Annotated in this window: 20 protein-coding genes; 10 read left to right on the forward strand and 10 right to left on the reverse strand. The window is 58.0% G+C overall.

The annotated features are described in order from the left end of the window. Window positions 1-5 precede the first annotated feature (5 nt). The 4 genes from frr to rpsB form a co-directional block, all read right to left on the reverse strand. The gene (frr, locus tag ACZ46D_RS03910) at window positions 6-560 is read right to left on the reverse strand and encodes a ribosome recycling factor (RefSeq protein ID WP_464928725.1); all 555 of its coding nucleotides are present in this window, start codon (window positions 558-560) and stop codon (window positions 6-8) included. Next, a complete protein-coding gene (gene pyrH, locus ACZ46D_RS03915; protein ID WP_464928726.1) occupies window positions 553-1,311 on the reverse strand; it encodes a UMP kinase in 759 nt (252 codons plus the stop codon). Before pyrH ends, frr begins: the two co-directional genes overlap by 8 nt. A 46-nt stretch (window positions 1,312-1,357) precedes the next feature. Next, window positions 1,358-2,230, reverse strand: coding sequence for a translation elongation factor Ts (tsf, locus tag ACZ46D_RS03920; RefSeq protein WP_464928727.1), 873 nt, complete (start codon window positions 2,228-2,230; stop codon window positions 1,358-1,360). 104 nt (window positions 2,231-2,334) lie between these two features. Next, window positions 2,335-3,090 (reverse strand): 30S ribosomal protein S2, encoded by a 756-nt coding sequence (rpsB, locus tag ACZ46D_RS03925; protein ID WP_464928728.1) that lies wholly within the window; start codon window positions 3,088-3,090, stop codon window positions 2,335-2,337. 517 nt (window positions 3,091-3,607) lie between these two features. Here rpsB and waaF point away from each other — a divergent pair. Next, window positions 3,608-4,648, forward strand: coding sequence for a lipopolysaccharide heptosyltransferase II (waaF, locus tag ACZ46D_RS03930; protein ID WP_464928729.1), 1,041 nt, complete (start codon window positions 3,608-3,610; stop codon window positions 4,646-4,648). 12 nt (window positions 4,649-4,660) lie between these two features. Beyond that, complete coding sequence (gmhB, locus tag ACZ46D_RS03935) at window positions 4,661-5,236, forward strand: D-glycero-beta-D-manno-heptose 1,7-bisphosphate 7-phosphatase (protein ID WP_464928730.1); 576 nt, start codon at window positions 4,661-4,663, stop codon at window positions 5,234-5,236. A 27-nt stretch (window positions 5,237-5,263) separates the two neighbouring features. Here gmhB and ACZ46D_RS03940 read toward each other — a convergent pair whose 3' ends face one another. The 6 genes from ACZ46D_RS03940 to secD all read right to left on the reverse strand — a co-directional run bounded on the left by ACZ46D_RS03940 (window position 5,264) and on the right by secD (window position 11,054). After that, window positions 5,264-5,578 carry an FtsB family cell division protein gene (locus ACZ46D_RS03940; RefSeq protein ID WP_464928731.1) on the reverse strand — a complete coding sequence of 105 codons (315 nt, stop codon included), beginning with the start codon at window positions 5,576-5,578 and terminating at the stop codon, window positions 5,264-5,266. A gap of 278 nt (window positions 5,579-5,856) precedes the next feature. Next, entirely contained in the window at window positions 5,857-6,084 is a 228-nt protein-coding gene (locus ACZ46D_RS03945; protein ID WP_464928732.1) for a ChaB family protein, read from the reverse strand. Between the two features lie 230 nt (window positions 6,085-6,314). Beyond that, complete coding sequence (gene tatC / locus ACZ46D_RS03950; protein WP_464928733.1) at window positions 6,315-7,013, reverse strand: twin-arginine translocase subunit TatC; 699 nt, start codon at window positions 7,011-7,013, stop codon at window positions 6,315-6,317. Window positions 7,014-7,027: 14 nt separating this feature from the next. Beyond that, window positions 7,028-7,765 carry an HD domain-containing protein gene (locus ACZ46D_RS03955; protein ID WP_464928734.1) on the reverse strand — a complete coding sequence of 246 codons (738 nt, stop codon included), beginning with the start codon at window positions 7,763-7,765 and terminating at the stop codon, window positions 7,028-7,030. Beyond that, window positions 7,746-8,480 carry a YkgJ family cysteine cluster protein gene (locus tag ACZ46D_RS03960; RefSeq protein WP_464928735.1) on the reverse strand — a complete coding sequence of 245 codons (735 nt, stop codon included), beginning with the start codon at window positions 8,478-8,480 and terminating at the stop codon, window positions 7,746-7,748. The genes ACZ46D_RS03955 and ACZ46D_RS03960 overlap by 20 nt, the downstream gene beginning before the upstream one ends. Next, on the reverse strand, window positions 8,481-11,054 hold the full coding sequence (gene secD, locus ACZ46D_RS03965) for a protein translocase subunit SecD (protein ID WP_464928736.1): 2,574 nt from the start codon (window positions 11,052-11,054) through the stop codon (window positions 8,481-8,483). Between the two features lie 362 nt (window positions 11,055-11,416). On the opposite strand from secD, the gene ACZ46D_RS03970 reads away from it, so the two are divergent. The 8 genes from ACZ46D_RS03970 (at window position 11,417) to recD (ending at window position 25,787) form a co-directional block, all read left to right on the forward strand. Continuing rightward, window positions 11,417-13,396, forward strand: coding sequence for a hybrid sensor histidine kinase/response regulator (locus ACZ46D_RS03970; RefSeq protein WP_464928737.1), 1,980 nt, complete (start codon window positions 11,417-11,419; stop codon window positions 13,394-13,396). After that, the gene (locus ACZ46D_RS03975) at window positions 13,393-13,764 is read left to right on the forward strand and encodes a response regulator (protein ID WP_464928738.1); all 372 of its coding nucleotides are present in this window, start codon (window positions 13,393-13,395) and stop codon (window positions 13,762-13,764) included. The genes ACZ46D_RS03970 and ACZ46D_RS03975 overlap by 4 nt, the downstream gene beginning before the upstream one ends. Window positions 13,765-13,903: 139 nt before the next feature. Further along, complete coding sequence (locus tag ACZ46D_RS03980) at window positions 13,904-14,311, forward strand: response regulator (protein WP_464928739.1); 408 nt, start codon at window positions 13,904-13,906, stop codon at window positions 14,309-14,311. Then, on the forward strand, window positions 14,304-15,524 hold the full coding sequence (locus tag ACZ46D_RS03985; RefSeq protein WP_464928740.1) for a methyltransferase family protein: 1,221 nt from the start codon (window positions 14,304-14,306) through the stop codon (window positions 15,522-15,524). The genes ACZ46D_RS03980 and ACZ46D_RS03985 overlap by 8 nt, the downstream gene beginning before the upstream one ends. Window positions 15,525-15,846: 322 nt before the next feature. Then, window positions 15,847-16,815, forward strand: coding sequence for a chemotaxis protein (locus ACZ46D_RS03990; RefSeq protein WP_464928741.1), 969 nt, complete (start codon window positions 15,847-15,849; stop codon window positions 16,813-16,815). Window positions 16,816-16,855: 40 nt separating this feature from the next. Further along, window positions 16,856-20,242, forward strand: coding sequence for an exodeoxyribonuclease V subunit gamma (gene recC, locus ACZ46D_RS03995; protein WP_464928742.1), 3,387 nt, complete (start codon window positions 16,856-16,858; stop codon window positions 20,240-20,242). Next, window positions 20,239-23,880 (forward strand): exodeoxyribonuclease V subunit beta, encoded by a 3,642-nt coding sequence (gene recB, locus ACZ46D_RS04000; RefSeq protein ID WP_464928743.1) that lies wholly within the window; start codon window positions 20,239-20,241, stop codon window positions 23,878-23,880. The genes recC and recB overlap by 4 nt, the downstream gene beginning before the upstream one ends. After that, complete coding sequence (gene recD, locus ACZ46D_RS04005) at window positions 23,877-25,787, forward strand: exodeoxyribonuclease V subunit alpha (protein ID WP_464928744.1); 1,911 nt, start codon at window positions 23,877-23,879, stop codon at window positions 25,785-25,787. Before recB ends, recD begins: the two co-directional genes overlap by 4 nt. The last annotated feature ends 127 nt before the right edge of the window (window positions 25,788-25,914 follow it).

Raw genomic sequence — 25,914 nt, forward strand, 5'->3', positions numbered from 1 at the left:
GGCTCCTAAACCGCCATGACCTCTTTTTCTTTTGCAGCCAGGATTTCATCGATTTGTTTGATGAACCTGTCGGTGGCGTGTTGGGCCTCCTCCTGCATCCGGAAAAAGTCGTCTTCCGGGATTTCCTTGTTGTTTTTCTGTTTTTTCAGGGTGTCGATGGCGTCGCGCCGGAGATTGCGCACGGCAACCCGGTGCTCCTCGCTGATCTTCTTGACGGTTTTCACCAGCTCCTTGCGCCGCTCTTCGGTGAGCTGCGGGATGCTGATCCGGATCATCTTGCCGTCGTTGGAGGGATTGAGATCCAGGTCCGAGGAGAAGATCGCCTTTTCAATGGCGGGAAGGAGCTTGGCATCCCAGGGCTGGATAACCAGCATCCTGCTTTCCGGGATGGTCACTGCGCCGATTTGGTTGAGCGGCAGCGGCGAGCCGTAGGCCATGACCTTTACCCCGTCGAGCAGGGCGGTGGTAGCCCGGCCGGTTCGAACCTTGGTGAGATCGCGCTTGAAGGCCTCGATGTTGGCCGTCATTTTTTCGGTCAGGGCGTCGATAATTTCATTCATTGTCCTCTCCCTGTATCAAGGTGCCGATCTGTTCGCCACAGATGGCCCTTTTCATATTGCCGGGGATATTCATGTCGAAAACCATGATGGAGGTGTTGTTGTCCATGGCCAGGGAGATTGCCGCCGAGTCCATAACCTTGAGACGCCGGTGCAGAACCTCGCTGAAGCTGAGCTGGGAAAACTTGACCGCCTCTTTGTGCTTGAGGGGATCCTTGTCGTAGACGCCATCGACCCGGGTGGCCTTGCAGACCAGATCGGCATTGATCTCCAGACCCCGGAGAACGGCGGCCGTATCTGTGGTGAAGTACGGGTTGGCAGTACCTGCCCCGAAGATCACCACCCGCCCCTTGCGGAGATGGTGTACTGCCTTTTGCTGGGAATAGGGTTCGCAGACCGTGATCATGGGGATGGCGGAGAGAACCCTGGCCGCGATGCCGTTTCTTTCCAGGGCGTCCTGCAGGGCCAGGGCATTGATGACCGTGGCCAGCATGCCCATGTTGTCGGCGGCAGCCCGGTTCATGCCGGCAGAGGCGCCAGCTACCCCCCGAAAGATGTTGCCCGCGCCGATGACCAGGCTGGTTTGTACCTTGAGGTCCACGAGGGTCTGGATCTCGGCGGCGAGATAATCAAGCACCTTGGTGCTGATGCCGAAAGCGGCGTCGCCCATCAGGGCTTCGCCGCTCAGCTTCAGGAGAACTCTTTGGTATTTAGGGGCCGTTAAGGAATTATCCATGTTTTTCTGGTTATTCATTTACGGCCACTTATGCCGTTCCTTTCATATTGAAGGCCAAACAGCGTTATGCGCCAACCTGAAAACGGGCAAAGCGCTTGATGCTTAGGCCGGTGCCAAGCTTGGCTGCCATTTCCTTGACCAGATCCTGCACCGAGATGTCGGGGTTCTTGACGAATTTCTGCTCCAAGAGGCAGCTCTCGGCAAAGAAGCGGTCCATCTTGCCGCCCACCATCTTCTCCGCGATGTTCGCGGGCTTGCCGGAATCGATGGCCTGCTGGATGAAGATGTTGCGCTCACGTTCCGCCAGGTCCGCCGGCACTTCTTCGCGGCTGATGGAAACAGGGTTGGCCGCGGCAATATGCATGCAGATATTCTTGGCGAACTCGCTGAAATCGGCGCTCTTGGCAACCGAGTCGTTCTCGCAGGCTATCTCGACCATGACGCCCAGCTTGCCGCCGGCATGGATGTAGGTTTCCATCACGCCTTCGTTGAATTTGGCAAAGCGTTTGACACCGATGTTCTCGCCGAGCTTGGCTACCAGCTCGTTGAGCATATCCTGAATGGAGAGGGCGGGGTTTTTTACGAATTTCTGCGCCATGAGGTCGGCAGGGGAAGCGGGCGGCGTAGTCTCTGCCACATGCAAGACGACATTCTTGGCGAATTCGATAAAGGCGTCGCTTTTAGCGACAAAATCGGTCTCGCAGTTTACCTCGACCATGACGCCCAGCTTGCCGTCGGCCTGGATGTAGGTTTCCACCAAGCCTTCGCTGGTAGCCCGGCCTGCCCGCTTCTGGGCAACAGCCAAGCCTTTCTGGCGGAGCAGATCAACGGCCTTTTCCATGTCGCCGCTGGTTTCGGTCAGGGCTTTTTTGCAATCCATCATGCCCGCGTTGGTTTTGTCGCGGAGTTCTTTTACCATCTGACTTGTAATATTCACGGTTCTACCTTCTTCATGTTCTCGTGTAATCTGGACGCGTCTCAGAATTGAAGCACCCGGCCGGGCTCAGAGGAGTCCCGCCGGGTGCATTTTAGAGAGGCAGGTTATTCGTCGCCTTTTGCGGCCACGGCCTTGGCTTCGATATCCTTATCGGTGGCAGCCTGATGGACCGCGGCAAGTTTCTCCTGGCCGCTCAAAACGGCATCCGCCATTTTCGAGGCGATCAGCTTGATGGCGCGGATGGCGTCGTCGTTGCCGGGGATCAGGTAGTCGATGCCCTTGGGATCACAGTTGGTATCGATCAGGGCAACCACCGGAATGCCGAGGCGGTTGGCCTCTTCGATGGCGATTTTTTCCCGTTTCGGATCAATGAGGAAGATGGCGGCGGGCAGCCCCTTCATGTTCTTGATGCCGCCCAGGTTGCGGTCCAGCTTGACCGCGTCTTTCTGGATCTGGAGGGCTTCTTTTTTATGATAATGGTTGATGGTGCCGTCTTCCTGCATGGCTTCATATTTCTTCAGCTTATCAACACTGTTCTTGATGGTCTGATGATTGGTCAGCATGCCGCCCAGCCAACGGTTGTTGATGTAGTACATGCCGCAACGCTCGGCTTCTTCCTTGATGATGTCCTGGCCCTGGCGTTTGGTGCCGACAAAAAGCACGGTGCCACCCTTGGCTGCGGTCTTGGCGATAAATTCGTAGGCCTTGTTGAAAAGCGGCAGGGTCTTGTCAAGGTTGATGATGTATATCTTGTTGCGGGCGCCGTAGATGTACGGCTTCATTTTCGGGTTCCAGCCACGGGTCTGATGGCCAAAATGCATGCCGGCTTCCAGCATTTCCTTCATGGTAACGAAAGACATGGTACTTCTCCTTTGGTTTTGGTTTGGCTTCCACCCCATCGTTCCAACCCGAATTTGGGCACCAGAGGAACATTTTCAGGGGTGTGATTATTTTTGAACCCGAATTTTTTAACATCCGAACCGTTTTTTTGCAAGGAAGAAGAGGGGGGCTGGTCTTTTTTTCTTTCTCTCCGGTGCTCGGCTGCGTGCCAATGGGAGTTTTCCCCTCCCCCCCCCATTTGTCCTGCCGCGCCTCGCAGGCGGGGGCGGAAAAAGACGCGGGAACTGTTTGAGGGCGAAGCCCGAGTTTTTCCGCGTCCCGCTCCCGGCGAGAAGTAAGGGAAGCCCGCAGGGCCAGGACTGGTTGGGGTGCCTTTTTCTTGTTTCTTCTTTTGGGCACGCAAAAGAAGAAAGAGAGAACAGCAGAAAGATTATCTCCGCCTTCCCCGAAATTTCCAGTAAGAAAAAAACTTGACGCCTCCGGGAAAAAAAGCAAAGGTCCCAACTTCACTTCAGGCAACATATCCCAGGAACAGGTATGACGAAAACAATCAGCCAGCTTTGGCCTAAGAAGATTTTGATCCGTTCCACCAACTGGATCGGCGATGCCATCATGACCACCCCGGCGGTGCGGACCATCCGGGAAAATTTCCCCGCCGCCGAGATAACCATCCTGGCATACCCTTGGGTGGCGGACATCTTTACGGCCTGCCCCCATGTGGACCGGGTCATGCTTTATGAGAAGAAAGGGCGGCATAAGGGGTTGGTCGGGATGTGGCGTCTGGGTCGGGAGCTTGCCGCCCAGCGCTTTGATCTGGCCATCCTTTTGCAGAATGCCTTTTCCGCCGCCGTGCTCGCCTTGATGGCCGGAATCCCGGTTCGGGCCGGATACCGCAGGGATGGCCGTGGTCTGCTGCTGACGCATGGGGTTACCATCCGAAAAAGCACCAGGGCGCGGCACCAGGTCTATTATTATCAGGAGATGCTCAAGGATCTTGGTCTGGTGTGCTCCCCCCAGGAGCTGTTTCTTGCCCTGCCGGATTCCGCCATGGCCTGGGCCAGGGATTTTCTTGCTGCCAAGGCGGGCAAGCCGGTGGTCGGCTTGAATCCCGGCGCGGCCTATGGCCCGGCCAAGCGCTGGCCCGCGGACAGGTATGCCGGGCTGGCCAAACGTCTGGCCGAGGAGCAGGGCGCCACCCTGCTGGTTTTCGGCACAACCGCCGATACCGAGGCTGCTGCGGAGATCGGCGCGGCAGCGGTGGGGCAGGTGCATGATCTCACGGGCAAGACCACTCTGGCCCAGGCCATGGCCCTGATCGGTCTGTGCGATGCCTTTGTCACCAACGATTCTGGGCTCATGCATGTGGCTGCCGCGTTGAAAACCCCGCTGGTCGCCATTTTCGGCTCCACCGACTCGGTGGCCACCGGGCCGTTCTCCCCCAAGGTGGAGGTGGTGAACAAAAATCTTCCTTGCAGCCCGTGTCTGAAAACCCACTGCCCCCGCAACGATTTTGCCTGCATGTTGGAGATCGGGGTGGATGAGGTGTACGCGGCCACCTGCAGACTTTTGCACAACTGAAGGAGAATAACCATGCGACCGGCCGTGTTTCTCGACAGGGATGGCACCATCAACGAGCAGATGGGCTACATCAACCACATCACCCGTTTTGTCATGCTGCCACGGGCTGCGGCTGCTATCCGCCTGCTCAACGAGCAGGGGATTCCGGTGGTGGTGGTCAGTAACCAGTCAGGCCTGGCCCGGGGCTATTTCCCAGAAAGCCTGATCGGAGAGGTGCATGCCAAGATGAACGGGGCGCTGGCCGAGGCCGGAGCCCATGTGGATGGCATTTACTTTTGCCCCCATCATCCCGAGGCCAAGGAAGAGCGCTTCCGTCTCGCCTGCAATTGCCGGAAACCAAAGCCGGGTCTTTTTCTCCAGGCGGCGGCTGATTTGGACCTTGATCTTGAACGCTCTTATGTGGTGGGTGACCGCTGGTCGGATCTCAAAGCGGCGGCGGCGGTGCAGGCCAAGGGTGTTCTGGTGCTCACCGGCTATGGCCGGGGGGATTACGAGTATATTGGCCCGGCCCAGCCGGTGCAACCGACCTATGTGGCGGATGATCTTTATGCGGCGGTGCAGTGGATTGTGCAGGATATAGAGGGGTAAAATACTAGGGGGAGAAGGAGGCCGTGTTTACTCGTGCCGCTTCTTTTTCTCGGGAAACTCGTAGATAACCTCATTCTTCTTAATGAGGCCGAATTGCCGACGCGCCACATCTTCCAGGTAGACCGGGTCGTGTTTCAGCTTGTTGATTTCCTGTCGCAAAGCAGTATTCGTTTCGCGCAACTGCTCATTCTGGGCCAGGATTTCGTTCAGCTCCTTGGCAACCCCGTAGTACTTCAAAGCCCCGTATGGTCCGAATACGGACCACGCGCCGACCACAGCGACAATGAGTACGCTGTACAGCAGCACTTTCTTACGGTCAGTCTCTGAAAGGTTCACTAGCATGGTAGCCCGTTGCAAAGGGTTTGTCCCGGTTGAGCCTGGGATTTGACTAATTTTTTCTCTTATTATTCCTGTTAGATAGCATAGATGCAAAGTTCATGCAATCGGTGAGTTTGGCGAGCTGTAAAAGGGGAGCAGATCGAGAAAAGCGCCTGATCTTCGCATGGCTGTGTAAAACCTGCCGACGGTCATTGCCTTAATTGAGGATTTGGGAGAAGTTCCCGTCTGCTAGGCTGTGCGCAACCCTTGGCATATTAACCTCATGAAAAAATCATCAATAATCATTTTTTTGCTGTCCACGTAGCACCGGTCTTTTTGTATTTTTTCTTCACCGCTGACCATGCCACCTTATGCGCCGTTTCTTCCTGGGAAGCATCGCCCCGGCGTTCTTCAGGGCTCGCATATTCCTGCCAGGCGTGATTAAACGCTTCCCGGTAAATATCCTGAGCATGGGCAGGAAGTACATGGATTACATTTTTGGGTAAATCTTTATTGGTTTTAAAGGGCATAGCATGACTCCTTGGTATATCCGCCTCATGAAAATCCACTCCCAAAAGTAGCCTGCCCCCGTTCTCCCGAGCTATCTCAGCTTACCAGCTCCATGATTTTTCTGTTGCAGCCAATTGCGCGGGTTCACCGACGACAAGTGCCTTATTATCTGTCCGTAATGTAGTTGTATGCAAACAGTATGCGCTGCTCATGTTCCCCAAAGCGGCGTCCAGGTACTGTTTGCGGCGGCTTATGCGATCCGCAGCAGTTTCAGTACAATGATCCCCACTTCATAAAGCATATAGAGGGGGATGCCCATGAGCATCATATTGAAAACATCGGGGGTTGGGGTGAGGAGGGCGGCAATGATGCTGATAACCAGCACGGCGTAGCGGCGGTTTTTTTCAAAGAACGACCTGGGCAGGATTTTTATCTTGGCCATGAAGATCATGAAGATGGGCAGCTCAAAGATCAGTCCGAAGGCGAGGACAAAGATCGTGACAAAGGAGACAAACTCGCTGATGGAGATAACGGGCCGGAGTTGTTCGGTCTGGAAATCCAGCAGAAAATCGATACCAAAAGGCAGGGTGACGAAATAGCAGAAGGCTGCTCCGCTGTAAAATAGAAAGCAGGTGAAGAGCACGAACCAGAAAACCAGGAGGCGGGATAATTTGAAGGGCTTGGCCAGGGCGCGCCAGAGAAAGTAGCTGAGCATGGGCATGATGGTAAAGATCGTCATGGCCAGGGAGACGGTGAGATGGGCGAGAAAGGGCTCGGCCACCGTGAAGAAAGCGAGTTTCTGGTGGAGATGGTTTTGGATTGCGGCCAGCAGCGGGCGGGAGATGCTGTAGAAACCAAGGCAGCCCAGAAGCAGGGCAATCCCCATCGTCAGGACGGCCCTCCGCAGGTCTTTGATGATGATGGCGAGGCGTTGGGTGGTGGTGTCCAAGGTGGGGGCCTGGGCTACTGCGAATTGTCGGAGTTGTTGCGGGGGCTACCGTGAATCTCTTTGTCCAGACGCTTGAAAAAAACCTCCATGAACTCATGCCGCTCGGCAGCCAACCGTTTGCCTTCCGGGGTGAGCATCTTGTCTTTGATCTTGCAGAGTTTCACCAGAAATTCCCGATAGGCCGTGTCTTCCGTGGAGTAGGAGGAGGTTTTTGCCACATCCACCCCCCGGTTGTGCAGCCGGGCCCCGACCTGGCCGGCAAAGAGAAAGGCTCGGCCAATGCCGATGGCGCCGATGGAGTCCAGCTTGTCCGCATCGAAAAGAATCTTGGCTTCCAGAGTTTCCGGCACCTTGTTGTTGCGGTAGCGGTGCGCTTCGATGCAGTGGATGATTGCTTCCTGCATCTCCGGAGAAAATCCTAATCCCATGAGAATGGTGCGCGACATCTCCGCACCCTTGGCCGCGTGGCAGATCTTGCCCTGGGACAGCATTTCCTGGCTGCGACCGATGTCGTGGAGCAGGGCTGCGGCGCTGAGGATATCCAGACGGGCGTTCATCAACCGGCCGATATGGAGGGCCAGATTGTGGACCCGCTCGGTGTGATCCGGGCCGTGGCAGCCGCCTTCGGCCTGGCAGTACTCATGGGAAATGGCCAGCAGCCTCTCGGTGAGTTCCCGGCCGAGGGGCGGTTCGCCCTGTAATGGCCCGGAAGAGAGGCTGGCCAGGGGAGTGTCAGCGTCTGGAGAGGACATGGTCCAACCACCTGATGCCGAGACGGAGCAGGGCAAGGTCTTCCGTGGCAAGTTCCTGCCGTTCGTTTTTCGTGAGGGAAAAGGGCAGGGCAAGGGAACCGTCGAGGAGCTGGTGCCTAAAGGTGTCCAGGCTGTAGAGAAACAGGAAGATTTCCTCTTCATGCTCCTCCGGCGGATGGCCATCCTTAAGGCGGGGATGGTGGAGGATGGGCAGTAGTTCATCGTTCATGGCGTTGTAGAAGGCCAAATCCTGGTCTTTTTGCCAGGCGGTGATGCTTTGAGGCTCGCCCTCGTTAAATCCTTTGCAGTGGGGCTCGGTGAGGAGAACATGCATCTCGTGCCGTCCGCCCTCCGGGGTGGTGAAGGCCCCGCGTCCCAAGGGATAGGTCCGGCAGGCACCGGGGCGGTCGGCATAAACGCGGCAACCGGTGGCGGTCACAAACGGGCAGCTGGCCCGGCCATCATCCACCATGCAGAGGAACACCTGGGGTAAGGCGCTGCCCTCAGCCTGCTCGACGAGCGCGTATTGGTCGAGAAAGCTCGAGGGGGCAAGACCCAGATGTTTACTTAGCCGGAGCACATCATAGGGGCTGAGGGCAAGCTCCAGTTCCCGGCAACAGTCGGTAAAGCAGGCAACGCCGGGATGGCAGCGGAACCGGAAGGTCTCGTCCGGAGTCAGGGGCCGGACATGCTCTGGGGCAAGATCGGGGCGCATCTACGCTGTTTTTCCTCGGTGCCAGAGGGTGACCAGAGGGCTGGCCACGAAGACCGAGGAGTAGGCGCCCACTATGACCCCCACCAGCAGGACGAAGGAGAAATCGTGGATCACCGAACCGCCCAAGGCATACAGGGCAGCGAGAACCAGAAACACGGTGAGCGAGGTGACGATGGAGCGGCTCAACACCTCGTTGGTGCTGGTGTTGATCAGGGCGTCGGTGATGTTTTCCGGGTCGTCGCTTTTGTGTTGGTTTTCGCGGATTCGGTCGAAGATGATGACCGTGTCGTTCAGGGAGTATCCGGCCAGGGTCAGGAGCGCGGTGACGGTGAGCAGGGTGATTTCCATATTGAGCAGCCAAATGAGCCCGAGCACCGCCAGAACGTCATGGAGGGTGGCCAAGGTGGCGGCAACGCCGAAACGCAGGTCAAAACGCAACCCCAAGTAGATGACCACCCCGAGCAGGGAGATGATCACGGCCAGCAGCGCTTTGGAACGCAGGGTGTCGCTCACCGAAGAGCCAATTTCCGACTGGTTTTCTACCACGAAGTGCTTATCCGGGAAATCACTGTTCAGCTGGGCGGTGACTGTTTCGGAAACGTGGCCCACCACCTTTTCGCTGTTTTTTATCTTGACGATCAACCGGTTTTCGCCCTCGACCTTTTGCAGCTCGACGCCCTCAAGATTGCCCTTTGCCAAGGCGGTGCGTATCTCGCCCAGGGAGAAGGGCTGGGTGGACTGGTACTGGAGCAGGGTGCCGCCGGAGAAATCCACGCCCATGTTGGCCTGGCCGCGCATGATCTGGACAAAAGCCAGACAGCCGATGAGCGCGCAGGTGCCGGAGATGGCAAAGGTCAGGTTTTTGATCCGCATGTAGTCAAGGTTCGGGTTCTTGAGAAAGAGCATGAACGAAAGCTTCTTGAGTTTCCATTTGCCCTGCATGGACTCGTAGAACAGCTTGGAGGCGAAGAGGGTGGAGAAGAGATTGAAGATGATACCCAGGGAGAGGGTGGCGGCAAAGCCCTTGATCGGGCCGGTGCCGAAGAGAAACAGGGCCAGAGCGGTGATCAGGGTGGTCACATGGGCATCGATGATGGTCCAGAGCGCCTTGGCGTAACCGGCCTCGACCCCGGAGCGCACGGATTTACCCAGGGCGAACTCCTCGCGCATCCTCTCGAAGATGACGATGTTTGAGTCCACCGCCATGCCGACGGAGAGGATAATACCGGCGATGCCCGGGAGGGTCAGGGTGCCGCCCATCATGGCCAGTCCGGCAAAGAGCAGGAGGATATTCAGGACCATGGCGATGTTGGCGATGACCCCGGAGAGCCGGTAGTACACGGCCATGAACACCACGACCAGGAAGGTGCCCACCAGGCCGCTCATCAGCCCCTTGTTGATGGAATCCTGGCCCAGGGAGGCGCCCACCGTCAGGTTCTGGACGATTTCCACCGGGGCGGGCAGGGCGCCGATGCGCAGGACAATGGCCAGGTCAGTTGCTTCCTCGTAGCTGAAGCTGCCGGAGATCTGGGCGCTGCCGCCGAGGATTTTTTCCCGGATCACCGGGGAAGAGCGAACCACCTCGTCAAGGACAATGGCAAAGCGTTTGCCCACGTTTTTTTCCGTGACCTGGCCGAAAACCGCGCCGCCACGTCCGGTAAGGTCGAGGCCCACGTACGGTTCGTTGAAGTTGCCGCCCACTCCGACTTGGGCACCCTTGACCATGTCGCCGGTCATCAGCACCTGGCTCTTGAGCAGGATGGGGGTTCGGGTTTCCTTTTTGGTTTTCTTATCCACATTTTTTTCGAAATAGATTTCGGTCCCGGCCGGGAGTCTGCTCTGCAAGGCGAGATTGAGTTGTTTCCGACTGCCGTCCTCCTGCCACTGGCCGGCTTGGATGGCCTGGCCGATGAGCTGCGGCAGGTTGAGACCGGCTGTGTCGTCCACCAGCTTAAACTCAAGTTGGGCGGTGCGTCCGATGAGGTTCAAGGCGCGCTGCGGATCTTTGACTCCGGGCAGCTGGATAACGATTTCGTCCGTCCCCTGCCGGACAATGGCCGGTTCGGCCACGCCGAACTGGTCTATCCGGTTGCGGAGAATCTCCAGGGACTGGTCCACCGCCTTATTGTTGATGAAATCGATTTTTGATTGTTTCAGGCTGAGGATGATCCGGGGGAAGGATCCCTGGACGGTCTGGAAGTCGCCGTCAAGGTCGGGGAACTCCTTGGTGATCGTCTGCTTGACCGTTTCCAGGGCGGCGGTATTGGGCAAGGTGAGAATGATCTTGCGCGCGTCGGTGGAAGCGGTGCGAACCACGGTGATCTTTTTCTCGGCCAGGGCTTCCTTGAGATCCTGGACCGACATGTCCAGATTGTTTTCAATGGCCTTTTTGAGATCCACCTTAAGGACCAGGTGCATGCCGCCCTGGAGATCCAGCCCCAGCTTCAGCCCTGCCGGAGCGAGATATTTCTGCCACCAGGCCGGAACCTTGGTGAAGGAAGGAGCAACGGTCAGGCCGGCAAAGATGGTGATAAAAAGCAGGAGGATGATTTTCCAGCGCAGGGAACTCGACATAAACTCTCCGTGATGCGGGTTAGCCGTGGTTGTGAAAAAATAATGTTGTCATCGGATCATACATAAAACGGCATAAGGAGCCGTATCAAAATAGTCAAGAAAACAAAGGGTTGTTTTGTAACGGCTCCTAAATGTGCAGGCTGACTGGACCAAGGCCCGGGCGTCATGGTTTGGTGCGAGATTATACTCCCCTTTTGTCAGAAGTCAATTTGCAAAAGATGATGGCTGGGGTCAGGCGTTTGGCTGAATCCGCAGGCACATTTTTCGACACCATTTTTTGGGTAAGAAAAATTCTGGGGCACGAACAGGCTATGTTATATTAGGTAAAAAGGCTTTTTAGCTGGTGAGGCGCACAGGAAAAAATGGGCAGAAAAATTCTTGTTGTTGACAACCACCCCATGGTGCTCAAGCTCATTGCCAACCTGTTGGAAAAGGATGGGCATGAGGTGCGGACCGCCTCTGATGGCCTGAGTGCCCTGGATATCCTGAAGTCCTATGTGCCGGACCTTATTTTTGTCGACCTGGTGATGCCCAACATCAGCGGCGAGAAGCTGTGCCGGATCATCCGAAACATGCCCCATCTGCAAGGGGTATTCCTTGTCATTCTCTCTGCCATCGCCGCCGAGGAAGAGCTTGACTTCGCGGCCCTGGGAGCGGATGCCTGCATCGCCAAGGGGAGCATGATCAATCTGGCCAAGCATGTGGCCAGGGTTCTTGAGCTGGCAAGCCCAGCGGGGAGAAAAGAGAAATCCGGGGATATCCTGGGGCGTGATGAGATCGCAACCCGTGAGATCACCAGGGAACTGCTCTCTTCCCGGAATCATTTTGAGATAATTCTCAGGAACATGTCCGAAGGGATTCTTGAGTTTGCCCCGAATCGGAAGATCATTTTTGCAAACCCTGCTGCGGTAAAACTGGTGGGGATACCGGAAGAAATGCTGCTGGGCACGGAATTCGCCGCGGTTTTTGGCGATTATTCTTTTGAGGCCGTGACCGCGTTATTGAACGGCCCGGTGGAGGCACCCAAAAAGATTTCAGAAGAGAAGCCGGTTCTCCTCAATGGTCGTCAGGTTTCCCTGCAGTTTTTGCCTGTCGCGGGCGAGGGAAGCGTTTCCACCATTGTCATCATCCACGATGTCACCCTTCGGAAGCAGGCAGAGGAGAAGATCGGCGAGCAGAATAGGTTTTTGACCAAACTCATTGAGTCTTTGCCCCATCCGTTTTTTGTGGTTGATGCCAAGGGCTATCAGGTGGTGCTGGCCAATTCCTCCGCGCAGCGGCACCTGGCAGGTTTGGCCGGCTGTCCGGGACAAGTCGACCAAACCGAGGCGTGCAAGTCGCCATTGCCATACCTCCCCCTTGAACGGGTGCAGCAGGACAAAAACTCCTTTATTATGGAGTATGTCGAGCAGGGCGGGAACGGCCAGAAAACCACGCACGAGATCCACGCGCATCCCATCTTTGACAAAGGGGGGAATGTCACCCAGATTATCGAATACCGGTTGGATATCACTGAACGCAAAAAAGCGGAGCAGGCCCTGCATGACTCGAAGGATGCGTTGCAAAAGGCCCTGGACAATCTACAGGTTGCCCAGCAGGTCGCCATCCGTCAGGAAAAACTTGCCTCCATCGGCACCCTGGCCTCGGGAGTGGCCCATGAAATTCTCAATCCTCTCAATATCATAGGAACTCTGGCCCAGGTCATGCAGCTTGAGAAGATTCCCGCGAGCATGCGGAAAAATATTGATGAAATGCTGCTCCAGATCAAACGTGCCACCAAGATCACCAACAACCTCAGATCCTTTTCCCACCAGCATGCCTTTGAGGTCCGCCTGGTCGATTTGCATGCGTTGTTTGACAAGACCGCCGCCCTGCTTGAGCATGACCTCAATCTGGACAATGTGCGGGTGGAGCGGCATTATGCCCATGATCTGCCCCGGATCGAAGCGGATGAGGATCAGCTTGCCCAGGTGTTTCTCAATCTGGTGAGCAATGCCCGTGACGCCATGTCCTCGGACGACAAGCGTATTATTGTTGAAACCAGGCCAAAGGATGAGGGGGTGGAGATCCGCTTCAGCGATACCGGCGAGGGTATTGGCCCGGACAAAATCGGGAAGATATTCGACCCGTTTTTTACTACCAAGGACCCTGGCCGCGGCACCGGCCTGGGTTTATGGATTGTCTATTCCATCATCGAGAACCATTGCGGAACCATTCGGGTCGAATCGGAGAAAGGGAAGGGCGCACAGTTTGTGATCTTTTTGCCAACGCATCTGCCGGGACAGAGGGAGTGCGATCCGGCAGAGAAAAAACAGGATAACATCAGCGGGGAGCATGGATGAAAAAAATAAAAATTCTTATTGTGGATGATGAATACGCCTTCTGTCGGTCGTTGAAGGTCTTTCTGGAGAAGATCGGATTTCAGGCGCTCATCGCCACAAACGGTGAACATGCCCTTGATATCCTCAAGGAGGAAAAGCCCGCCATCATGACTCTTGACATCAGGATGCCGGGGCTCAACGGCTATGAGATCCTGCAGAAAGTCAAGAGGCTGCACCCCGAATTGTTCATCATCGTTGTCACTGCCATCGATGTGCCGAATATGGAAGAAATGCTTGAACACAACGGGGCCCACGCGATTCTGCATAAGCCCATCGACTTGCAGAAGCTTTCCGATACGATCTACGGGTTTGTCGGGCACTTGCTGTAGTCGTTTTGGGGAGGAGAACAAGGGAATGGCTGAAATCGGCAAGGGGAAATTTGTGATCTTGCTGCCAACGCATCTGTGCCGGGCCGGGAGGGAAGCGGTCGGCAGATGAAAAACAAGAGCGGACCATCGAGGGGTATGGATGAGTAAGAAAATAAAAATTCTTATTGTGGATGATGAAAGCGCCATCTGCATGTTGCTGAAAACCTATCTGGAAAGGCTGGGATTTGAGACCTTCGTCGCTACGAATGGCGAACAGGCCCTTGAGATCCTCAGGGAGGAAAATCCAGCCATCATGACCCTTGATATGAGGATGCCGGGGCTCAACGGCTATGAGGTTCTGCAGAAAGCCAAGAGGCGGCACCCCGAACTGTTCATCATCGTTGTCACCGGCATCGATGTGCCGGATATGGAGGAAATGCTTGAACACAGCGGGGCCCATGCTCTTCTGCACAAGCCCATCGACTTGCAGAAACTTTCCGATACCATCTGCGAACTTGTCGGCGTCTGCGGTACGCCGCTTTTGGACAAAGGGGAAGGGGATGGTTGACGTCGACAAGGGGAAGAAAATGCTCGTTCTCTGGACAGTCATTGCCTACTGTCTGATCGGCATTGAAATCATCATCATGATTTCTCCCTTTGCCCTCTATTTTTACTCGGTGTACGGTCCTGTGCTCCAGGCCCTCGCCGCAAGCCCGCTCACCAGCTGGTCCACGGAATTTTTTCTGCCGCATCTGGTTTTTCCCGATGATCCGCTGATCAGGGCCATTTCCCTGTTGCAGGTGCTCATGGTTGTCGGACTGCTGCTCTTTGCCCTGGCGGCCATCCCGCTCTATTACGGGCGCTTTACCGGCAAGGGGGTGGTGGCCCGCAGTTTTTATGGCAAGATCCGCCATCCGCAATATCTTTTCCTCGCCATCTCCGGCTTCGGCCTGATGCTGTACTGGCCGCGTTTCATCATTCTGATCATGTACCTCACCATGCTCTTTGTCTATTATGCCCTGGCCCGCAATGAAGAGTGGCGGATGCAGCAGGAGCAGCCCGAGGCCTATGCGCGTTACATGGCGACAACGCCCATGTTTCTGCCCGGCGAGCCGGGCGGACGGCTGTATCGGCTGATCTTTGGCCGGATCCAGTCAAAATGGCTGGGGATTTTTGCGGCCTACTTTCTGACCGTGACCCTGGCCGTGCTGTTGGCTTTTGCTTTGCGCAGCCATACGGTGCGGACGCTGCCCATGGTCACGACTGCGGATGGTCGTCAGGTTGTTTCCGTGTTTCCCCGCCCGGGGCAGGAAATTCTTGCCGTATACCAGGCAGCCCTTGGCTCGGCTCAGGTGCGGGATGCCCTGCAAGGCAAGGAGGCCAATGCGGTGTATCTGCTGCCCGGGGATTTTTTCTTGAATGCTCTGCTCACCGAGGAGGATCGGCGGTTTTCCGACCATATGCTGGAGCGGTTTCCCGAGATTCTCGAATGGCACCAGCATCGCTTTAGCGGCGGGTTGGGCAAGTTTTTTCGGATTTTTTATAACTTTGTCCGGACCTGGGGTTCGGTGGAAACCGATTATGAAGTCGAGCGGCTTATTTTCATGCGGGTGGATGATGCCAGCGGCCGCCCCGTGCCCCCGGCGGAGATCTTCAAGGTCGGTCTGAAGCGGAGGCCGGTTCTCCTTGTTGATCTGGAGGCTTCCAGCCATGCGGTCCGCTCCGTGGTAATAACCACGGACAACCACAAATGGGGCCTGATGCCCATGCCCACTTTTTAAGCCTGCACCAGAAAAAGAGTGTGCCAATGGTCTGTTTTTGGGGAAGTCCGCCTCCGCGTTTGGCCGGTGGTTTTCTGTTTTTCCGTTATAAGGAACAATGCCTGGCTGCCGCGATGGATGATTACTGCGTTAAACCCGTTCAGGCCAAGAACCTGTTTCAGACCATGGCTGAGGTTTTGCGAAAATACAGGGGATAAGAGTTGCTTCTGGCCTTTCCGCACCCTGTAGCGCTTGATTATTTAGTTGAGTAATTTCCCGCTTTCCTATAATTGTAAACGATATCATTTATCCTGGGCAGTATCCCGACACATTGGAGCCTTACATGAGCCAAGCCGCTGGTTACAAGACCGACATTCTTTTGCAATCCGGGACAAACGAGCTGGAGATCATCACCCTTTTTCTTCAGTGGCGTGACCAGACCACCGGTTCCATCAGCAGGACGGCCTATGGCATCAATGCCGCCAAGGTTCGCGAATTGGTGGCCATGCCGGAAACCCTTACCGAGATCCCGGAAAGCGTGCCGTCCATGAAAGGCGTTTTTCTGCTGCGGGACCGGACCATCCCCCTGATTGATCTGTGTGAGTGGTTTGGCTATGAACCAGACCATTCCCCGGAGGCAAGAGCCAAATGGGTGGTCATTGTCACCGAGATCAACGGCAAGTTTTTCGGCTTTATTGCCCATGGGGTGGATAAAGTCTACCGGGTCAGCTGGACGAAAATCCTGCCGCCGCCGCCAATCATTTCCCATTACAGCAGTCTCACCGGGGTGTGCCTGGTGGATGGCAATATCATCCAGATGGTTGATTTCGAGAGCATCATCGCCACCATAGATCCCAGCATGATTATTGATTCTGAAGCCCATGCTATCTCGGTGGGGCCCGAAGGGGCGCAAGCCGAAAAGGCCGTGGTCATTGCCGATGATTCGCGGGTTATTCAGGATCAGATTCGAAAAACCCTGGAAAGGGCGGGCTACCGGGTTGTCTCCCATTCGGACGGGCAGGATGCCTGGGAGTACTTGGAAAAACTGAGAATCAATGGCACCCTGCACGACGAGGTGCTGGCCGTGGTCAGCGATATAGAAATGCCGCGCATGGATGGGCATAATCTCTGTAAGCGGATCAAGGAAAATACTGGGTACGATGGCATTCCCGTCATGCTTTTTTCTTCGTTGGTCAATGATCTGGCCCTGCATAAGGGACATGCCGTGGGGGCTGACGATCAGATATCCAAGCCCGAACTTGGCCAGCTTGTCACCAGATTACAGGACTGTCTCCGACGTTTGGCGGCCTGATTTCCTGTCGTAGCTCTTCGGCATGGTGTCGGATAAGGTCATGAAAAGCGCCATGCATATCTATCGGGCCAACAGGGTCGAGTCCCTACTGGACTCGCTGACAGATGTTTTGCGCCAGCCCCTTTCTTCGCCGTTGGCGCCCGAATGCATCGTCGTGCAAAGCAAGGGGATGGCCACCTGGCTTGCCATGCAGCTTTCCGGCAGGTTCGGGGTGTGGGCCAACCCCGATTTTCCCCATCCCCGGCAGTTTGTCCAGCGGGTATTGCGGGCAACCCTTGGTGATGAGGGTGACCGGGTGCAGAGGTACAGCCGGGAAAGGCTTGCCTTTGTGATCTGTGCCCTGCTGGATGATTGTCGCCACGACCCCGATTTTTCCCCTCTGACCTCCTACCTCGTCGATGCTCCGTTGAGCAAGAAACTTCAGCTGGCCAGGCAGATCGCCCATCTTTTTGATCAATATGCGGTGTACCGGCCCGAGATGATCCTTGCCTGGGAGGAAGGAGAGAACCGAGCCTTTGCCCATGATCTGGAACAAGATATCTGGCAGCCCAAACTGTGGCGGCAACTGGTGGCGCATCTGGGCTGCTGTTCGCCTGCCCGGCTCATGCTGCGAGCCAGGCAGGCCCTTGCCGCAGGCGTCATCCCCTTTCCCCATTTCCTGCCCGCCAGGGTTTCCCTTTTCGGCATAGACACCCTGCCCACGGTCTATCTCGGCATCATGGGTGAACTGGCGCAGATTCTGCCGGTGCATTTCCATCTTTTCTCCCCGGCGGAAGGCTATTTTGCCGACATCCGCTCCCAGGCCGAGGCCCACCGCGCCCTGGCCCGGTTGCCTTCCGGTCAGGATGAGGCGGATTTCTATCTGGAGGTCGGCCATCCGCTTCTCGCCTCCATGGGCGGAATGGCCCGGGATTTCCAGGAGGTGCTTGAAGGCTCGGTTGCCTATGTTGAGGCGGGGGAGCAGTACACCGCCCATGCCGCGCCGCAGACCATGCTGGCGGTGCTGCAAAACGATATCCTCCATCTGCGCCACCGCTCTTTAGCAGGCGGCAACGCCTCGCCCCGGATTCTGGCCGGAAATGATTCCTCCGTCCGAATCCATGCCTGCCATAGCCGTCTCCGTGAGGTCGAGGTGTTGCAGGATCAACTGCTGGCCCTGCTCCAGGATGATCCGGCTCTTACCCCCCGCGAGATCGTGGTCATGTTGCCCGAGGTTTCCGCCTATGCCCCGCTCATCGAGGCGGTTTTCGGACTCTCCCCGGAGGACAACCGCTTCATCCCCTTTCGCATCGCGGATCGCTCCCTGTTGAGCGGAGCGCCGCTGATCGATGTTTTCTTCCGTTTTCTGCAGATGGCCCCCGGCAGGATGCCGGCCTCCGAGGTACTGGAGCTGCTGGCCTGCGAGGCAATCCACCTCAATTTCGGCATCAGCCCCGAGGAGCTGCCAAAAATAAGACTCTGGGTGGAAAAAAGCGGAATCCGGTGGGGCATCGACGAGCTGCACAGGGAGGCGCTGCAGCAGCCGAAAGAGCGGCAGAACACCTGGCGCTTCGGCTTTGATCGTTTGGCCCTGGGCTATGCCGTCCGCGGCGATGGGGCTTTCCTGGGCGAGATTCTGCCCTACGAGGAGATCGAGGGTCAGGCTGCGGAGCTTGCCGGCCGTTTTATCCATTTTTGCGAGACTCTGTTTGCGGCGGCGGATAAGCTCTCCGCCGCCAAGGAGCTGCCGGACTGGCAGCACGTTCTTGGCGATCTGCTTGAGGCCCTTTTTCTAAAGGATTCTCCCCAGGATTGGCAGTTGCAGCAGATTCGAGACAACTTGGCCCAGATCACCCTTGAGGCGCAGGATGCCGGGTTCAATGAGCCCCTGGACTTAAACGGACTCATTATCCTGCTTAAGGAGAAGCTCTCCGGCCATGCAACGGCCCAGGGTTTTCTCGAGGGCGGCCTTACCTTCTGCGGCATGCTGCCCATGCGCTCGATCCCCTTCAAGGTTGTCTGTCTGCTGGGCATGAACGACGGGGAGTTCCCCCGGGTGGAGCACCCGCAGAGCTTTGATCTCATCGCCCGCTACCCGCAGCGGGGCGACCGGGCCAAACGCAACGACGACCGGTATGTCTTTCTTGAGGCCCTGCTTGCCAGCCGCGAGAGATTTCTGGTTTTCTATCAGGGCAATACCCTGCGGGACGGCAAGGAGCTGCCGCCCTCCGTGGTGGTCGAAGAGCTGATTGACAGCCTGGCGGAGAGTTTCCGTCTTGAACCCGATGCCTCCGACCCCGATGCATCTTTTGCCGAGCACCGGAAAAGAGTGGTGGAACGGCTTGTGGTCCGCCATCCCCTCCAGCCTTTCAGCCGGAGATATTTTTCCGGAACAGAGGCGCGGCTGTGCAGCTTTGCCGCGGAATACTGCCTGGCTGCCCAGGCAAGAGAGGCGGGGGTTCGCACCCACCATGTCTTTCTGCCTGCCCCTTTGCCGTCTGTTGATTTCGGTTCCACCTCGATTGCTCTCCCGGAGTTGGCCCGCTACCTACAGCATCCGGTTCGCTGGTTTCTTGAAAACCGCCTCGGTCTTTTCCTGCAGGAAAAAAACCGGGAGCTTCAGGATCGTGAACCAATCCACCTCGACAGTCTGGAAAAATATCAGCTGAACCGGGATCTGCTGGCCATGAAAGGGGAGGGGCTGTCCCGACCGGAACCCCTTCTCGCCCGCTGGCGGGGGGCGGGGCGGGTTCCTTTGGGCCAGGGGGCGCAGGCGATCTTTGCCGAGATCAGGGAGACGGTGCGTCCCATCGTGGAACAGCTTCTTGCCCATGAGACAGAGGAACCACTTCCCCCTCTGCGCCGGGAAATCGCACTGTCTCCGGAGATCACTCTGCACGGCGAGCTGGGCGGCAGATACCCCTCCGGCCATCTGTACTGGACCAACAGCCTGCTCCATGGCCGGATTTTGCTGCCGGTCTGGTTGGAGCATCTCTTCCTCTCCGCCGTTGCCCCCGATGACCAGCGCAGCGAAACCATCGTGATCGGCAGGGGGAGCGGCAAAGGTACGGCCCAGGTTCTCCGCTTCTCGCCGGTACCCGAGGCCGCCAGCGTATTACTCGATTTGGCCACTCTGTTTACAGACGGTCTCAATGCGCCCATGCCCTTTTTTCCCAAAAGCGGACTGGTCTTTGCCCGGACCATGGGTTCGGGCAAGGGAACCGAGGAGGAGAAGCGGATTGCCGCCTTTGCCAAGGCCGAGGAGGAATATCTCGGCAGCGACTTTGCGCCCGGCGAGGGGAATGATCCGTACTGCCGCCAGCTTTTCGGCGAAGCCTTGCCCGTTGCCCCGGGCTACGCTCTGTACCGCGCGGGCAAATCGCCGACCTTTGCCGAACTTGCCACTCGCATCTTCACGCCCATGTTGATGCAGATGGAGGAATTATGAGCCGCGCCTTTGATCCGCTTGAGGTGGCCACCACCGGCGTGCAGCTCATTGAGGCCAGCGCCGGGACCGGCAAAACCTATTCCATCACCTCCCTCTACCTACGGCTGCTGCTGGAACGGCGGCTGACCGTGGAGCAGATTCTGGTGGTCACCTTCACCGAGGCGGCTACGGCGGAGTTGCACGAGCGGATCAGAACCCGGCTGCGTTCGGCGGTCCAGGTCTTTGAGGGCAAGCAAGGCGGTGATGACCAATTTTTATGCCAACTCCTAGAACGCAGCCTTGACCCGGAGGCAGACCGCCGTCTTCTCGCCCGGGCCGTAAGCGACATCGACAAGGCTGCGGTCTCCACCATCCACGGCTTTGCCCATCGGGTTTTGCAGCAGCATGCCCTGGAAACCGGGCTGCTCTTTGAGCTGGAGCTTACCGGCGCCACCGAGGTTCTGGTGCGGGAGATCGCCGATGATTACTGGAGCGGGTTTTTCTACGATCTGGATCACCGCTTGGCCAGCCTGGTTAGGCAAGGCGTTTCCCCAGGCCAGTTGCGCGCCTTGACCCAGGAGGCGATCCGGCATTCCGATTTTGCCCTGGTCGGCGAGATTTCTGCCACGGAGGAAACCCCGTCCCTGGTGCAGGAGTACTGCCGGCTCTATGCTGAGGCCCGGGCGTGCTGGCAGGAGCAGAGCGAGAATCTGGCCCGATACTTTGTCCAGGCGGAGGGGCTGACCGCTCCCTGCAAGACACTGTTGGCCAATGGCTTGCTCGACCGAATCGCTGGTTTTTTTGCCCAGGCCGAGCCAACCGCCTTTGCCCTGCCGCCACATGCGGAACTGCTGGCTGAAGAAAATATCTTCCAGCCGGATGGCAAGGTCTTCACCGCAACGGCCCTGAAGAAGGGTCTGGCGCAAACCAACCCCTTCTTCGCCTCTTGGGGCGGGTTGGTTGCCCAGGCAGAGGCCATGGCCAACCAGAGCCAGGCGCTCTTCCTTGCCGGGGCGGCGCGCTATATCCGGGCCGAACTGCCCAAGCGGTTTTTGGCCGGGCAGCAGCAGTCCTTTGATCAACTCCTCACCGGGTTGGACCGAGCCCTGCAAGGTGGCCAGGGGCTTGCCCAGCGGATCCGGACCCGCTTTCCGGTGGCGCTCATCGACGAGTTCCAAGACACCGATCCCATCCAATACCGCATCTTCCGGACCATCTATGGGGGAGGCGGCAAGGAGGCGCTTTTTCTGATCGGCGACCCCAAACAGGCCATCTACGCCTTTCGGGGCGCGGATATCTACGCCTACCTTGAGGCCGCTGGTCAGGCGGAGTCAGAGAAGCACACGATGACCACCAACTGGCGGGCCGACCGGAAGATGGTGGCGGCGCTCAACTCCCTCTACGGCGCTCTGGCCCAACCCTTTGGCGATGCCCGGATCAGCTACGCCCAGGTTGCCGCCCGGCCGGGGGCGGAAGACCTCTGGCATTCCCCGACCTTAGGCTCTGCGCCCCTCCAGTTTCTCACCCTGCCCGAGACCTTTTGCGGAACCAGGGGAGGGCGGTTGATCAAGAATCAGCTTATGCCCCTGATCCCCGATCTGGTTGCCGGAGATATCGCCGGGCTGCTCGGCGGGGAGGCGAGGATTGGGGCGCGGGCTGTGCGGGCCGGGGACATTGCCGTGCTGGTCCGCACCAACACCCAGGCGGCGGAGATCCAGGCCGCCTTGCGGGGGAGGGGCATCAACGGGGTGCTCCAGAGCAAGGCCAGTGTCTGGACCAGCCCCGAGGCGCAGGAGTGCCTCAGGCTGCTTGCGGCGGTGGCCGAGCCGGGCAATGAGCAGCTGCTCCGCAAGGCCCTGGCCACGCCGATGCTCGGCTTTGTTGCCTCTGATCTCGAGCGAATCAACCAGGCGGAAACTGAGCTGCACACCCTCATGGCACGGTTTTCTTCCTGGCAGGATGTGTGGCGGAAAAACGGGGTCATGCGGATGCTGATGGCGGCCTGGCAGGAATATGGCGTCACCGGCCGGTTGCTGTTGCTGGAAGACGGAGAGCGGCGTCTGACCAACCTGCGGCATCTTGCCGAGTTGCTCCAGGAGGCGGAGAGCCGGAACCATTTCAGTCCGGAGATGCTGGTTGACTGGTGCAGCCGGACCCTTGCCGCAAGCGAAAGCGGAGAGGAGGCCGAGCTGCGGCTGGAAAGCGACGAGGATGCGGTGCAGCTGGTCACCATCCACCGCAGCAAGGGACTTGAGTACCCCATAGTCTATTGCCCCTATCTCTTTCTTGGGGGCGGCGGCGCCAGCAGGCAGCCCTTTGTCAGTCTCCATGATCCGGAGGCTGACTGGCAGGGCAGAATCGTCCTTTTTCCCGACGAGCGGGCCAAAGCCCTGGCCGCGGCTGAGCGTTTTGCCGAAGAGCTGCGCCTTGCCTATGTGGCCATGACCCGGGCCCGGCATAGTTGCCATGTCCTCTGGGCTCCGGCCGCGGGGTACGATGGCAGCGCCCTGGCCTGGCTCCTCCACGGGGATCAGGCCAGCGCTGGAGAACCCGGCAGCCCGGAGGCGTTATCGCAACATCTCAAGGGATGCACTGCCCAGGAGCTGTTGGATCGGCTTCAGGAGCGCGCCAAGGCAAGCGAAGGCTGGCAGGTCCGGCAGCTGCAACTGGTTCCGGATTTGACCGGCGAAGCGGCCAAGCCGGAGGTTTCTCCGCCCCTGGTCTGTCTGGTCCCGAGCCGCAAGCTCAAACAGGTCTGGCGGATCGGCAGTTTCTCCCATCTCACCGCCCAGTCCGGCCATGACTTTGGGGAGAGGGAGCCGGAGGCCGGGACAGAGGGTATGGCAACGCCCCTGGAGATGGAGATTCCTTCCCCCTCTCAGCTACCCCTGGCCCAGTTTCCCAAAGGACCGGTGGCCGGGAATTTCTTTCACACCCTCTTTGAAAAGATTTCTTTTCAGTCGGAAAATCCCGCCCAGTTGCGGGAGCAGGTGCAAGAACAGCTTATGTTTTACGGCTATCCCGAACTCTGGCTTGCCCCGGTCTGCCGGGCCTTTGTCGAGATTATTAAGACCCCCCTGCGGGCAACGGATGGTTTTTGTCTGGGGGATATCGGCGACGATCAGCGCCTCATCGAGATGCCCTTCACCTTTCCAGTGGGCGCAGGGTTGGGCGAGGACGCCAGCCTCTCCGCCGAACTCCTGGCCCGCCCGTTTATCGACCATCCCCAGGGGATTCCCGCCGGGTATGTCGAGGCCTTGCGCTCCTTGCGCTTCATCCCCCTGCGCGGCTTTCTCAAGGGGTTTATCGATCTGATCGGCGTCTTTGAGGGCAAATGGTATCTGTATGATTACAAGAGCAACCACCTCGGGGTCAGCCGGGATGATTATGCCCAGGACAAACTGCCTACGGCCATGGCCGAGCATCACTATTTTCTGCAATACCACATCTACACCGTGGCCCTGCACCGCTATCTGACCTGTCGCTTGCCCGGCTATGAGTATGAGCGGGATTTCGGCGGGGTCTTTTACCTGTTTATCAAGGGGATGCACCCGGATTCCGGCTCTGAATTCGGGGTGTTTGCCGACCTGCCGCCCCTGGCCCGCATCGAACAGCTCTCGGAGATATTTGAGAGTCTGGCAGGGGAGGGTGGGGCATGATCAGGGAGATTGAACAGCTCATTGCCAACGGCACCCTGGATCAGTTCGACCGCTATTTTGTCAGAACCCTCCAGCGGTTTGCCCCCAGCGCAACCCCCAGGACCCTTGTCCTCGCCGCCCTTGCTCGCAAGGCCGTGAGCAATGGCCACGTCTGCCTTGATCTGGAACGGTTGGTAGAAAGTCCCCTCCCTCCCGGCGGGGGAGGGTTAGGGAGAGGGGGAAACAGCGATGAACCCGGCAGGTTGCCACATCACCCACCTCTCGCCCCCCTCCCGTCAGCAGTGACGACGGCGAGGGAGGGGGAGTCAACGCCTTCGCTTGCAGAGCTGATCGCGGAGCTCCGGGAAAGCCCGTTGGTGAGCCGGGATGGCAATCTGGCCCCGCTGGTGCTCGAAGGTGCGCGCCTGTATCTGCAACGCTACTGGCGTTACGAGGAGGAACTTGCCCAAGAGATTCGGGCCAGGGCCGCACACCCGGCGACGGTGCAGGAGGACCTGCTCGAAACCAGCCTCACCCAACTTTTCACCGGCACGGAACAGGATGGTCAACAGCGTAGGGCCTGCGCCGGGATTTTTAGGGAGCGTCTGGGTCTGATCACCGGCGGGCCCGGCACCGGCAAAACCACGCTGGTCGCCAAATATCTGGCCCTGCTCCTGCTCTATGCCAAGGCTTCGGGGGAGCCATCGCCGCGTATTCTGCTTCTTGCCCCCACCGGCAAGGCAGCGGCCCGGCTCACCGAGTCATTGCAGAAAAAGACCGGGGAGTCGTCTTTGCCGCAGGAGCTGGTGGCGGCCCTGCCCACCCAGGCGGCGACCATCCATCGCGCCCTGGGCTACCGGGCCGAGAACCCGACCACCTTCCGCCATAACCGGGAGAATCCCTTGCCCTGCGAGGTGGTGGTGGTGGATGAGGCCTCCATGATTGACGTGGCCCTCATGGCCAAGCTCTTTGCGGCGGTGCCGTCCACGGCCCGGCTGGTCCTGCTCGGCGACAAGGATCAGCTCGCCTCGGTGGAGGCCGGCTCCATCTTGGGGGATATCTGCGCTGCGGTCTTGGACGATGGGGCCGGGTCCGGGAAAAATCCCTTGGCCCGGTGTGTGGTCCGGCTTACGGAAAGCTTCCGTTTCTCCCCGCACGAGGGGATTGGTGCCCTGGCCTCCGCAATACACGCCGGCAAGGCGGGCGAGGCCGTTGCCCTTGCGCAACAAGGCTCACCAGAAGTCAGCCTGCTGCCGCCTCTGGTGCAGGGTGATCCGGCCCACCCCCTGGCGGAGATGATCCTGGCCGGATACCGCCCCTTTCTGGAGGCTGCCGACCCCCTTGCGGCTCTGATGCTCTTTGAGCAATTCCGGTTGCTCTGTGCCCACCGGCTCGGGCCGATGGGCGTCTCCTCCCTGAACCGATATGCGGAAAAGGTGCTGGCCCGCCACCGGCTGATCGAGCCGAATACCCCGTGGTACAAGGGGCGACCGGTGCTGATCCAGGCCAACTCTTACCCTTTGCGGCTTTTTAACGGCGAGACCGGTATCCTCTGGCCCGGGGAAGACGGTGAGGGGCTCAAGGCCTTTTTCTTTTCGGAAGGCAGGGAGGGGGTTCACTCCTATTCCCTGCGCCAATTGCCTGCGCACGAAACAGCCTTTGCCATGACCATCCACAAGAGTCAAGGCTCCGAATTTGACCGGGTTGCCCTGGTCCTGCCCGGAGAGGATTCGGCTCTGTTGAGCAGAGAACTCCTGTACACCGGCATCAGCCGGGCCCGGAATCAGGTCGTCCTGGTCGGTCGGCCCCAGGAAATCGAGGCGGCGGTGGGCAGAAGGGTGGAGCGGGCCTCGGGCCTTGGAAAAAAATTGACAGAGGAGCCCCTTGCAAAAGTCGTGATAAATGCAATTCCCGTTATACTGGGTTAATGTTTTAAGTATGCCCCGATGACATCCAGCATTGGGGCAAGAATGACCGCGGCCTTTCTCGCCTAACAGCCGCACCCCTCGGAACCCTTGGTTCCCTAGCAACTAACTTCCCCTTTGGGGCCCAAAG

The sequence above is a fragment of the Thiovibrio sp. Mzg5 genome, from assembly GCF_055379285.1.

Coding starts and splice junctions, on each gene's coding strand:
- frr (WP_464928725.1), bottom strand. CDS start 560: ATGAATGAAATTATCGACGCCCTGACCGAAAAAATGACGGCCAACATC.
- ACZ46D_RS03945 (WP_464928732.1), bottom strand. CDS start 6,084: ATGCCCTTTAAAACCAATAAAGATTTACCCAAAAATGTAATCCATGTA.
- recD (WP_464928744.1), top strand. CDS start 23,877: ATGATCAGGGAGATTGAACAGCTCATTGCCAACGGCACCCTGGATCAG.
- secD (WP_464928736.1), bottom strand. CDS start 11,054: ATGTCGAGTTCCCTGCGCTGGAAAATCATCCTCCTGCTTTTTATCACC.
- recC (WP_464928742.1), top strand. CDS start 16,856: ATGAAAAGCGCCATGCATATCTATCGGGCCAACAGGGTCGAGTCCCTA.
- ACZ46D_RS03980 (WP_464928739.1), top strand. CDS start 13,904: ATGAGTAAGAAAATAAAAATTCTTATTGTGGATGATGAAAGCGCCATC.
- rpsB (WP_464928728.1), bottom strand. CDS start 3,090: ATGTCTTTCGTTACCATGAAGGAAATGCTGGAAGCCGGCATGCATTTT.
- ACZ46D_RS03955 (WP_464928734.1), bottom strand. CDS start 7,765: ATGTCCTCTCCAGACGCTGACACTCCCCTGGCCAGCCTCTCTTCCGGG.
- gmhB (WP_464928730.1), top strand. CDS start 4,661: ATGCGACCGGCCGTGTTTCTCGACAGGGATGGCACCATCAACGAGCAG.
- ACZ46D_RS03970 (WP_464928737.1), top strand. CDS start 11,417: ATGGGCAGAAAAATTCTTGTTGTTGACAACCACCCCATGGTGCTCAAG.
- recB (WP_464928743.1), top strand. CDS start 20,239: ATGAGCCGCGCCTTTGATCCGCTTGAGGTGGCCACCACCGGCGTGCAG.
- pyrH (WP_464928726.1), bottom strand. CDS start 1,311: ATGAATAACCAGAAAAACATGGATAATTCCTTAACGGCCCCTAAATAC.
- ACZ46D_RS03940 (WP_464928731.1), bottom strand. CDS start 5,578: ATGCTAGTGAACCTTTCAGAGACTGACCGTAAGAAAGTGCTGCTGTAC.
- waaF (WP_464928729.1), top strand. CDS start 3,608: ATGACGAAAACAATCAGCCAGCTTTGGCCTAAGAAGATTTTGATCCGT.
- ACZ46D_RS03985 (WP_464928740.1), top strand. CDS start 14,304: ATGGTTGACGTCGACAAGGGGAAGAAAATGCTCGTTCTCTGGACAGTC.
- ACZ46D_RS03960 (WP_464928735.1), bottom strand. CDS start 8,480: ATGCGCCCCGATCTTGCCCCAGAGCATGTCCGGCCCCTGACTCCGGAC.
- ACZ46D_RS03990 (WP_464928741.1), top strand. CDS start 15,847: ATGAGCCAAGCCGCTGGTTACAAGACCGACATTCTTTTGCAATCCGGG.
- ACZ46D_RS03975 (WP_464928738.1), top strand. CDS start 13,393: ATGAAAAAAATAAAAATTCTTATTGTGGATGATGAATACGCCTTCTGT.